We start from the raw sequence: 8,891 nt of genomic DNA on the forward strand, positions 1-8,891 counted from the left end.
TGTGTCCTATTTTACAACACTTTGTGTATCCTGCTTACTTTTTTTTCTCTGCTACCCCTACTTATTGAGCCGATACAAAATTTATACCTGTATTGCCTTTAAATGTGTGACAATAAACAGCAAAATTTGTGAAGTAAATCACATTAAAAATTGGCGGATTATGCTAAGGTTGCAGTTGCGTTTTAGGGAAGACCGAGCAACTGCAAACTTAATGTTTTCTAAAGATTGTAAATCTGCACTTCCTCCACAGGTTCAGCTAACTCAAACTTAAACACCCGCGAATAGAAATAGAATTCACCGTCAAGAGTTCTTTTGATATTTTCAGCGCGGCGAAAACCGTGCTGTTCCCCTTCATAAGCAACATAAGCAACCGGCAAACCTTTAGCTTTCAATATCTCTACCATCATTTCCGCTTGATTGGGCGGAACCACTTTATCTTCTAATCCTTGAAAAAAGATAACGGGACAAGATAAACGTTCGGCGGAATGAATAGGCGAACGAGCCACATACAAATCTTTTCTTTCGGGATAAGGCCCGATTAATCCATCCAGATAGCGCGCTTCAAACTTGTGAGTATCCGTCGCCAAAGCTTCCAAATCGCTCACTCCATAATAGCTCGCACCGGCCTTAAACACATCGCGGAAAGTAAGAGCGCACAGAGTGGTGTACCCCCCTGCACTGCCTCCGGCGATCGCCATTCTTTCGCCATCAACTAAACCTTTTTGGGCTAAATATTTAGCACCGTTAGCGCAGTCGTCAACATCGACAATTCCCCAACTATCTTGCAGTCTTTTTCTGTATTCTCGGCCGTAACCGGTGCTGCCGCCGTAATTGACATCGAGCACGGCAAAACCGCGACTCGTCCAATATTGAATTTTCAAATTCATGCTGCTAGAAGTAGCAGCAGTTGGGCCGCCGTGACTTTTCACAACAAGCGGCGGTTTTTCACCCGCAGGCGCTGCGAAATCTTGATTTTTTGGAGGATAGAAGAAACCGAAAGCAGTCAAATTGTTTGCCGTGGGGAATTCAATCGGTTCCGGTACTGAAAGATAGCTGGAATTGATGCTTAAATCGCTCGATTTACGCAAAATTTCTAGTTTACTTGTTGCTAAATTAAGTTGTACAATAGCAGTAGATTCAGTCGGAGAACCTGCGAGAAAAACCACAGTTTCTCCCCGCGCTTTGACCGCCGAAATATCAGTGTAAGGCGTGTCAATTGTTGTTAACTGGTTTGTCGTTAAATCGAGACTAGCTAAATACCACTTGCCTTGCTGAGTGTAGGTGCAAATAATTTTGCTTTCCGAGACAACGGCATAAGTAGACATTCCAAAAACCCACTGAGGCAGTCCGAACTCTGCCGCCATTTCGCACAGAGGTTCAACCTCTTGCTGTTCCCTCGGCAAGCGGGGATTGACGGTTCTATAGAAATTCCACCAGTTAGACTTGTCAGAAACAAAATACAAAACTCCATCGGGCGACCATTCCGGTTGAAAAATCGACTCCTCAACCCCGCCAGCAACTAATAATTTTTCACCTAAAGAACCGTCAGCATTAATTTGGGCAACCCACAATTCTGTGCCATCCCACGGCATATTGGGATGGTTCCAACAAATCCAGGAAAGTAGAGAACCGTCTGGACTTAAACGAGGGGAAGCATAAAAATCATTGCCCTGAGTTAAAATTTCAATATCTTCGCCGTTCTCTAAATTAATCCTAACAATAGTATTGACAGGTTCGCCCTCACCGGCATGGTCTTCGCGCACGCAAATCAGGCGATTTCTTTGCTGGTCAACTATCGCATCTGCATAGCGACAATTAGCAGCAGGAGTCAGAGGTTCGGGTTGAGAATTTAATGTTTGAACATAAATACGTTGGTCGGCAAAATGAGAGAAATAGACAACACCGCCAGCAACCGCAAAAGCAGCGCCGCCGTATTCGTTAACGCGAGTGCGAACATTAAAAGGATGCGGTGTCACGTCGCTGATTGTACCATCAGGAGTGCGCCGCACGAGGACGCTTCGCCCCGCTTCCGAAGGTCTTCCCTCAACCCAATAAATATCACCGCCGTCAATAGCAATTTGTCCGAGTCCGACAGTTCCAGAAACAATTAAATCGGCAGAAATAGGTGATTTCCAAGAGCCGTAAGGTGATACTGTATTCATATAGTTGAGGCAGTTGTGTTGATCGCACAAAAAAATTAATATTTGTACTTTACACTAATTCAGTCATCGGGTAGCAAAATGTCCAAAAAACTCGTACTAATGGATCACGACGGTGCAGTTGACGACTATCTCTCAGTCGTGTTGCTGATGACAATGGAAGAAGTGGAAACTCTGGGAGTAATTGTAACTCCTGCGGACTGCTACATTCAACCGGCGGTAAGTGCAACGCGCAAAATCCTCGATTTGATGGGGCGTTCAGAGGTTCCGGTGGCGGCGAGTACCGTGCGGGGACTGAATCCATTTCCGGTGTTATTTAGGCGAGATTCCTTTGCAGTCGATCGACTTCCCATTCTAAATGAAAAAGGAACCATTGACACCCCGTTAATATCAGAACCCGGACAAAACTTTATGGTGCGAGTTTTGCAAGATGCAGCCGAACCAGTCACATTAATGGTAACGGGGCCGTTAACAACAGTAGCGCAAGCTTTAGATATCGCCCCCGAAATTGAAAGCAAAATTCAAGAAATTGTTTGGATGGGAGGCGCGCTAAATGTTACCGGCAATGTTAGCAAAGATATGGAACCCGGACAAGATATGTCAGCGGAATGGAATGCTTACTGGGACCCGATAGCAATCGAGAGAATTTGGCAAACCCAAATTCCCGTTGTCATGTGTCCTTTAGACATCACCAATAAAGTACCGCTGACAGTCGAATTTTCCAATCTCCTAGCAAAACAGCGCAAATATCCAATTTCCGACTTAGCAGGACAGTGTTATGCCCTAGCAATATCTCAAGATTACTATTTTTGGGACATTTTGGCAACAGCTTATTTAGCGCGTCCAGAATTTTACAAACTGCGAGAATGGGAAACAGAAATTATTACCCAAGGCATCAGCCAAGGACGCACACAAGTTAAAATAGGAGGGAGAAAAATTCAAGCAATGGATCAAGTAGACACCGCAAAATTTTACAATTACATATTACAACAGTGGGCGAGGTAAAAATCCCAATATCTGCTAGGACTGGTACGCAAAATCTCCGTACAAACCCCCCCAGACACAAATATTTACCTCCTCTTCTCTTCCCTCTCTTCCTCTGCGCCCTCTGCGCCCTCTGCGGTTAAAAAAAACTCATCTCAAAAATGCTGCCAATTATATCAATCATCCCCTTAGCCCAAACCCCTCCCGCACCTCAAGAAATCCTCCAAATCCAAGAAGTGCGACCACTCCCCGGACAATTAGACAACATACCAGTATTTAACAGCAACAGTCCCGAATTAGTGCTGCAAGAAGGAATTTTGCTTTCGACATTTCCCCCCGACGGTAAAAGATTTCCAGCCGCACATTTAAACTTTCCCTTTCAAGGACGTTTCGACATATTTGCCCACCACATAGCCCGCGCACCTTCCCCGGAAGATTTGCGAACATTGTATCAAGGAGTAATTGTTTACAATCCGGGCAACAAACCAGTAAAATTAGATATATTGCAAGCTGCGAGTTATCTCAGTCAACCCGATGCACCTTTTATTGAATTGCCGCCGCAAGTCGATAATTCAAACAGCAATATTTACGCAGGGCCGGGAAGCCGCGCTGTGAATGATATTCTCAGAGGAAGGAGACAGTCTGACTTTGAGCCGGTATTAATTATTCCACCGGGAAAAAGCCAACTGTTGATGAATCATCCGATACCGGTGCGGGGATTGGTACCGCCGCTAAACGGTCGATCGACCTTGATGCGGTTGCACAGCGATGGTATAGTCTATGTTGCCAGTCTGGCGATGTTTGCCCGAGTTGACGCACAGGGAAACGAGCGATCGCCCAATTTAACAGAATGGCAAAACTTATTAGACAATGGTAATATAGCCGGGCCGCGCGATCGAGCTCCCACACCGCCCGAAATCACCGAAGGTCAAATAATTTACGGCCGAGTTGCCGGTGTAGCATTAGGTTCAGAATGGCGAGCACTTCTGTCAGACAACCAAGCCACCTCAAACCTAACAATTCCCCAACCCGGAACAGCATTTTCCTACCCATTAAGCAGCCTCCCGCGCGGAATGCTGGGCACAAATCAAGTGCAAAGTGCGAGAATGCTAGTCCGCTACCCAGATACAGCATACCGCGCCCACGGCAATTACGGAATTCAATACAGTCTCAGCTTGCCGCTGTACAATTCTACCAGCAACAATCAAACTGTAACTGTCGCAATTCAAACTCCAATTAAGACAGACAAATTAACTTCAGGAGGACTTACTTTTTTAGAACCTCCGGCCCCTCAAACTTTTTTTAGGGGAACGGTCAGAGTGCGGTATACTGATAACAGTAAAGTGCCTCAAACTCGCTACGTGCATTTAGTGCAGCGGCGGGGACAGCAGGGGGAACCTTTGGTAAAATTAGAGATGAAATCGGGAGAAAAGCGACTTGTAGAAGTGGATTTTATTTATCCGCCCGATGCGTCGCCTCCGCAAGTTTTGACAGTGAAAACAAATTAAATTTGATTTGATTTGAACTTGTTTAAGATTAGCAATTATATTATGTCCGGTCGATTACCAGAAATCAGGTAGGGGCGGGTTCACCAATAATATCTGCCAATAATTAACAATCTCAAAAACCCGCCCGACCGGGATATTACGGTCAATCGAGCGGACATGATATTAACCGGGATTTCCCATCTGGACAATGTGTTTGAGAGCGTTCAAGGAGCGCGAATTAAATAACTTACAATTTTAATAGTTATTGTGGGATGGGCGTCCCGCCCGTCCAAAAAAGACGGGCGGGACGCCCATCCCACAAACTTGTGGAAGTTATTTAATTCTCATTCCTAATCACTCTCTTCCAAAAAGGTTTGTACTCGACCGTTCGGCCTCAAAACAACTCTAATTTTCGGGTTTTTCCCATTAGAAACGGCAGAAACAAACGGCTCGCCGGCTAATGGCATATTAACTTGCTCGATATAATCTGCGGCTGCTTTTCCCATCGGCACAATACTTTGAACTGACCCATTTTCATCGATCAGCACGCTGTATTCCAAAGTTTGTTCCATTCCTTCAGGAGGCTTCCAGCGTTCCTCAAAGTAAGTTCTAGCTTCTGAAACTTGAGGAATTGTATCAAATAAAGTGCGGTTTTTTTTGCTCGCCGCGAGCTGGTTGTCGTCCTCAGACTCGGCACTCGGTTGAGCGTCCTCAAGGGCTGGGAGTTCGGTACTGGCTGGGGGGACAATCGGCTCGATGGGGCTGGGGAAGGTTTGGGGCGGGGGAACGGGAAATCGGGAAGCCGACAGGGAGGGCGGCAGGGGGGGCGGTACGGCGGGAGCCAGTCTCGGCGGTAGGGGGGGCAGCACGTAGGGTACTGGTGCGGGTGCTTGGGGGGCGGAAATCGGCGGTTCTTCGGGGGCGGGAATAGTGATTGTTGACCCTTGAGGGAAAGCTGGAGCGCTCTGTGGGGCGCTGGCTGCGCTGCCGTTGGCTGGAAATAGCAGGGGTGGCTGCTGGATGGGGCTGGGTCTGTTGGTGGCTGGAGTTGGAGCGAGGGCGATTGGGGGCAAGCTGGGGCTGGGGGAGGCCGCAGTGTTGATGGGCGGGGGCGGCAGGGGCGGTAAAGCGGGTGTGGCTGCGGGTGTTGGTGCTGGGGGTGTCGGTAGGGCGGGAACTGGACTGGGGGAAACGCCTGCAGCTAACTGGGGGTTGGCTGGAGCGGTGCTCAATTGTGGATTGGCGGGGGCTGTGGCGGGGGCTGAGGCGGTTTGCGGGGAGGTGGCGGTTCGATCGAGCATTTTGATAGTTCCTGTCGTCAGACCGGCGCCGGCGACCAGCATTGCTGCCAGCTTGAGCCAGGGTGAGGACAGCGGCCGTCGGGACTCGCGGTTGAGGTTGGGAAGCGCCATCACTTCGGCGGTGCAGTCATCTAATGCTGTGGCCAAGTCAAACAGTTGCAGGGTGCTCAAGGGAACTACCTGCCCGGATTCTGCGGCGCTCAAAGAGCCTAAAAACAAGTTGTGGGCGAGCAAGCCGCGGGGTTCTAAGCGGGGGGGAACCGGAAGGTAGGCTGTGTTTGGGGCGGAAGTTGCTAGTTCGGAAGTGCTGGCGGCTCGATCGAATATAACGGCATTACCCGCGGCTTCTGGCGAGTCTGAACCCGCAGGGATACGGCCGGTTTGAGAGTTGAGGTTGCTTTCCCAATCGCGGGATTCGCCGAGCAAGTTTTGGACGTAGTTGCTGACAGCTTCGTGGAGGGTTTCGAGTTGAATTCGATCGCCCCTGAGAGTAACGTGTTGGGTATCTGGCAGCCTGGGGTCGTCGAGCCGCAGCTCGAAACTTAAAGATTTAAACACCGGTTGGCCCGCCCAGCGAGATAGAGGCGAACTTTTGGCTGTGATTTCCAGCGTGCAAGTGGGGGGCGTGTACCGTTTGAGAACCATAGCAGGAAGGAAGAAGGAAGAAGGAAGAGCGAATAACTATGTTTTATCTGATATTTTGCAGTATTCTCAACAAGCTGTTTTAGCAACAGGCAAGATGCCTGTTCCACCAGAAAATTTATTTATTGTGGAACAGGCATCTTGCCTGTTCCGGATCTTTGTCATTCTCGTTCCCATGATGCTTAGCTTAATTTTTAGCACGGTCTAGAAGAGCCAGCCAGAGGCGGCGGTGGCCGCCGGGACTGCTGTAAAACAGCAAATCGATCAGGAGTTTGAGGGCCAAATCAGTCAACTCTCGGCCCGATAAATTTTCTCCATCTTCCATGCGCGAGCCATAAGTGTTGCTGAACCTGTCAATATAATCTCCCAGCAAAGCGATGGTGTGAGGTTCGCGGTTTTGCTCTGCCATTTGTTCGAGCAAAGCAACAGCGCGGCGGATTAAAGCTTGGTGCTGTTTTGCCAAATGACAGCTTATCAAAACGAGCGATCGAGCTTCCTCCACATCGAGTTTTTTGCGCCCTCCGTGGCCTTTCCGCAGCGGGTTAGATTGGCGCAGCCGCCACAACGCCACCCGATCGGCTACCATTGGCTCTAAATTCAGTTCGGCTGCTACCTTGAGCATCGCCTCGGAGCCAATTTCTGCCAGTGCTTCTAGGGCTAACAGCACTAAATCCAGTTGGGCTTTAATGTTGTCCAACTGGGTAGGTTCTGGTGCTTTTTGGGTCAATTCTTCCCAGTTGGGAGATGGGCCCGTTTCGTTTGTGGGAGCGGAGGACTTTACGGTCGAGCGCATGGCTTCAGCACGGGAAATTAAGACAGGTTGAGGCAGGATATCAAACAGTATGCAGTGATGAAAGCATTACGGCCCGGCAACAGCACATCTGTTAATTTGTCTCCATAGCTCGTTGCTTTGATTCCGGCAATCCTATCTGCTGGACGGAGTTGCGGGTGAAAAGTTGCGGCTTCAAGTTCGATCGCGATCGGCAAAACCCATAGATTTTTACCCCTAACCATGCTACGCCGCAGAGTGACCGAAATCAAATCAGTGCTTTGAAACTATCGGGACTTATATCAATGCAAAGATCCTAGCGCTCTCGAATGCTACTTATAGTCTGTCGCTACTTATAGTCTGTCAGATTATAGTTGTGATTGCTTCATCTGGCGCCCTCTATGGATATTACGGAGCAATTTGGTAAAAAAGTTAGACAGTTCCGAAAGCTCAGAAATCTTTCCCAAGATCGGCTTGCAGAACTATCTGAATTACATCGCACCTATATTGGTTCAGTTGAACGAGGTGAAAGGAATATAACCCTGCTTAATGCCAGCAAAATAGCCAAGGCATTATCCGTTAGTCTAGCCGATCTGGTAATTGATGATGACTGAAAGAAGACTAGAGCAAATTTTAGCAAGATACCAAAACTCATTTACCGCAAAAATTTATGCTGAAGAGAATGAAGAACACGATATTTTAATGGATGTGTTTGGTATTTCTCCAATAATAAAAAAAGAAAATAGGCAATATTGGGGACGTGAGTTAGGTATGTGTTGGCAATTGTTAGTTACTGAAACGTGTAAAACATATTGCACTAGCTTTCAGCCAGCATTTAAAGTGGGAAGCGATGAGCCGTGCGATCTGATTGTTGATGGGTACGCAATAGATACAAAATATCGTATTGGCTCAGGAGATTCTGGAACACTGAAAAAGTTCAAATCTTATGGCCCGCTACTTCGTACTTATAATTACGAACCCGTATTTTTAATTCTCAGACAAGATAATTTGCCCGCAGCTATTACAGCGTGCCAAGTAGGGACTTGGAAAGTTTACACGGGGGATGATTCGTTTGAGTTCATAAAAACAATAAGCGGGTTTGATTTAAAGTCATTTCTTATTGAAAAAGTGGGAGAATTCCCTGTATACCGCTGAAACTATCAAGGCGCTTGTTGATAATCTCTATGTAGTCAGGTACTATTTCAATGCCAACATACCTAATGCCAAATTCTTGCGCCGCCAGCAATGTGGTTCCCGATCCTGCGAAAGGATCGATTAGAATAGAATTTTCCAAACGCGGTACAAAGATTTCCACCAGCTTTCTCATGAGAGCGATTGGTTTAACTGTGCAATGGACGTTAAACTCCTCGGTTTTCTCACGCTGTATACCTTCTAAAATATTTGACTGAAAACCACCGAACCCATCTTTAGTATAAAATAGACCAGTACCGTACTCCAGTAAAGTTTCCAAGTAATTAGGGTTTGCTGAATAATCGATCGCACGTTACGTAGCGAAAGCGATCGAGAGCGTGCGAGCGAGTGAAAAGTG

Annotated in this window: 10 protein-coding genes; 5 read left to right on the forward strand and 5 right to left on the reverse strand. The window is 47.5% G+C overall.

The genetic code is table 11. The features are described from left to right. Window positions 1–218 precede the first annotated feature (218 nt). Window positions 219–2,162 (reverse strand): S9 family peptidase, encoded by a 1,944-nt coding sequence (locus tag QUA50_RS28540; protein WP_333268621.1) that lies wholly within the window; start codon window positions 2,160–2,162, stop codon window positions 219–221. Window positions 2,163–2,240: 78 nt separating this feature from the next. Between QUA50_RS28540 and QUA50_RS28545 the strand changes: the two genes are divergently transcribed. Both QUA50_RS28545 and QUA50_RS28550 read left to right on the forward strand, forming a co-directional pair. Continuing rightward, the gene (locus tag QUA50_RS28545) at window positions 2,241–3,164 is read left to right on the forward strand and encodes a nucleoside hydrolase (protein WP_333268623.1); all 924 of its coding nucleotides are present in this window, start codon (window positions 2,241–2,243) and stop codon (window positions 3,162–3,164) included. 140 nt (window positions 3,165–3,304) lie between these two features. Beyond that, window positions 3,305–4,651 (forward strand): DUF3370 domain-containing protein, encoded by a 1,347-nt coding sequence (locus tag QUA50_RS28550; RefSeq protein ID WP_333268625.1) that lies wholly within the window; start codon window positions 3,305–3,307, stop codon window positions 4,649–4,651. A gap of 329 nt (window positions 4,652–4,980) precedes the next feature. Here the strand turns inward: QUA50_RS28550 and QUA50_RS28555 are convergent, their stop codons facing one another. Further along, complete coding sequence (locus QUA50_RS28555) at window positions 4,981–6,576, reverse strand: DUF4335 domain-containing protein (RefSeq protein WP_333268627.1); 1,596 nt, start codon at window positions 6,574–6,576, stop codon at window positions 4,981–4,983. Here QUA50_RS28555 and QUA50_RS28560 point away from each other — a divergent pair. Beyond that, on the forward strand, window positions 6,524–6,781 hold the full coding sequence (locus QUA50_RS28560) for a hypothetical protein (RefSeq protein ID WP_333298971.1): 258 nt from the start codon (window positions 6,524–6,526) through the stop codon (window positions 6,779–6,781). The genes QUA50_RS28555 and QUA50_RS28560 overlap by 53 nt on opposite strands. Here the strand turns inward: QUA50_RS28560 and QUA50_RS28565 are convergent. Together QUA50_RS28565 and QUA50_RS28570 are read right to left on the reverse strand one after the other, a co-directional pair. Beyond that, the gene (locus QUA50_RS28565) at window positions 6,761–7,366 is read right to left on the reverse strand and encodes a DUF3038 domain-containing protein (protein ID WP_333268629.1); all 606 of its coding nucleotides are present in this window, start codon (window positions 7,364–7,366) and stop codon (window positions 6,761–6,763) included. The genes QUA50_RS28560 and QUA50_RS28565 overlap by 21 nt on opposite strands. Before the next feature lie 17 nt (window positions 7,367–7,383). After that, window positions 7,384–7,587 (reverse strand): hypothetical protein, encoded by a 204-nt coding sequence (locus tag QUA50_RS28570; RefSeq protein ID WP_333268631.1) that lies wholly within the window; start codon window positions 7,585–7,587, stop codon window positions 7,384–7,386. Between the two features lie 156 nt (window positions 7,588–7,743). Here QUA50_RS28570 and QUA50_RS28575 point away from each other — a divergent pair, with 156 nt between their 5' ends. Continuing rightward, complete coding sequence (locus QUA50_RS28575) at window positions 7,744–7,956, forward strand: helix-turn-helix transcriptional regulator (protein ID WP_333268633.1); 213 nt, start codon at window positions 7,744–7,746, stop codon at window positions 7,954–7,956. Next, complete coding sequence (locus QUA50_RS28580; protein WP_333268635.1) at window positions 7,946–8,497, forward strand: hypothetical protein; 552 nt, start codon at window positions 7,946–7,948, stop codon at window positions 8,495–8,497. The genes QUA50_RS28575 and QUA50_RS28580 overlap by 11 nt, the downstream gene beginning before the upstream one ends. Here the strand turns inward: QUA50_RS28580 and QUA50_RS28585 are convergent. Continuing rightward, the gene (locus tag QUA50_RS28585; protein ID WP_333268637.1) at window positions 8,460–8,813 is read right to left on the reverse strand and encodes a site-specific DNA-methyltransferase; all 354 of its coding nucleotides are present in this window, start codon (window positions 8,811–8,813) and stop codon (window positions 8,460–8,462) included. The genes QUA50_RS28580 and QUA50_RS28585 overlap by 38 nt on opposite strands. Window positions 8,814–8,891 lie beyond the last annotated feature (78 nt).

Origin of the sequence: Microcoleus sp. M2_D5 (assembly GCF_036701935.1) — a bacterium.
Lineage (GTDB): Bacteria > Cyanobacteriota > Cyanobacteriia > Cyanobacteriales > Microcoleaceae > Microcoleus.

What these genes read in the sequence shown, in the direction of transcription:
- QUA50_RS28540 (WP_333268621.1), bottom strand. Translation starts at nt 2,162, where the DNA reads ATGAATACAGTATCACCTTACGGCTCTTGGAAATCACCTATTTCTGCC.
- QUA50_RS28545 (WP_333268623.1), top strand. Translation starts at nt 2,241, where the DNA reads ATGTCCAAAAAACTCGTACTAATGGATCACGACGGTGCAGTTGACGAC.
- QUA50_RS28550 (WP_333268625.1), top strand. Translation starts at nt 3,305, where the DNA reads ATGCTGCCAATTATATCAATCATCCCCTTAGCCCAAACCCCTCCCGCA.
- QUA50_RS28555 (WP_333268627.1), bottom strand. Translation starts at nt 6,576, where the DNA reads ATGGTTCTCAAACGGTACACGCCCCCCACTTGCACGCTGGAAATCACA.
- QUA50_RS28565 (WP_333268629.1), bottom strand. Translation starts at nt 7,366, where the DNA reads ATGCGCTCGACCGTAAAGTCCTCCGCTCCCACAAACGAAACGGGCCCA.
- QUA50_RS28570 (WP_333268631.1), bottom strand. Translation starts at nt 7,587, where the DNA reads ATGGTTAGGGGTAAAAATCTATGGGTTTTGCCGATCGCGATCGAACTT.
- QUA50_RS28575 (WP_333268633.1), top strand. Translation starts at nt 7,744, where the DNA reads ATGGATATTACGGAGCAATTTGGTAAAAAAGTTAGACAGTTCCGAAAG.
- QUA50_RS28580 (WP_333268635.1), top strand. Translation starts at nt 7,946, where the DNA reads ATGATGACTGAAAGAAGACTAGAGCAAATTTTAGCAAGATACCAAAAC.